Below are 1,053 nucleotides of genomic sequence, written 5' to 3' on the forward strand. Positions count from 1 at the left end.
TTGCCAGCTTTACCCTTGCAGCGATCGTTTCAACAGGCTTAGCACTGTCACAGTGGCTGATGTTGAGTGATCTAGGGGGATTAAATGCCCCCATGACAGACCGAGTATTGGCTAACATCGGCCAACCCAATATTCTCGGATCCTTATTAGTATGGGGTTTGATCGGCATCTGGTGGGCCCTTCATCGCAAGTTCATTGGCGGCACCACGGCCTTCTTGACAGCAGCTTTCCTCCTCTCCGGCGTAACACTCACACGCTCACGGACAGCCGTGCTAGAAGTGATACTTCTTGGCATCTTCGCTGTTATATTCAGGAGGCAGCTAAGCATCGGCCGGCAATCGAGGGCCTGGGGCGGATTGGCCGTCTGGTTCATGCTCACCCTGTGGGGAGTGGACCCCTTATCTCATCTGCTGGACATGGATGCGGGTCGCGAATTAGCCAACTTTGATTCGCCTGCCGAAAGACTTACCATTTTAAGAATGGCATGGTCAGCCATAGCACAGCGTCCTTGGATTGGCTATGGCTGGAATCAAGTGACGGTTGCTCACGTTTCGCTGTCCACTCAATACCCAATGCATGGCCTTGTAGGAAACGCACACAACTTGATATTGGACTGGGCCATTTGGGGAGGAGTTCCTTTTTCCCTGCTGATGACAGCCGCCTTCACCACATGGTGGATTTGGCATCTCCGTCATCAAAGGTCACCTGAAGCAGTTCTCTGCCTGGCTGCAGTAGCAACGCTTCAATTACACACAATGCTCGAGCTACCCCACATGTTGGCCTATTTTCTTCTTCCTGCATCCGTCTTGATGGGCGTATTAAGTGCAGAAGGAGAGGTAAAGGCCGTTTTTCAGCTTCCCCGAGCCATCCCCATCGTTTTGTCTTTGGCGCTTATAGGTCTTCTATCCGAGATATTCATAGAATACCAAAGATTAGAGACCAACCTAATGGCGGCACGAGTGCGCGCCGCAAGAATTGCTGGAGCCCCAGAGGAATATGACCCTCACGTCCCCTTATTGGCTGGCTACAGGATGTGCTGCTAACTATTCGCAT

The 1,053-nt window shown here is 51.9% G+C and carries 1 protein-coding gene; it reads left to right on the forward strand.

The window, feature by feature from the left end; genetic code table 11:
- On the forward strand, positions 1 to 1,043 hold a 1,043-nt coding region (locus I73_RS31305), incomplete at its 5' end, for an O-antigen ligase (protein WP_148289659.1).
- Positions 1,044 to 1,053: the final 10 nt, after the last annotated feature.

This window comes from Ideonella sp. B508-1, assembly GCF_000333615.1.
In the GTDB taxonomy this organism is placed as follows: domain Bacteria; phylum Pseudomonadota; class Gammaproteobacteria; order Burkholderiales; family Burkholderiaceae_C; genus Ideonella.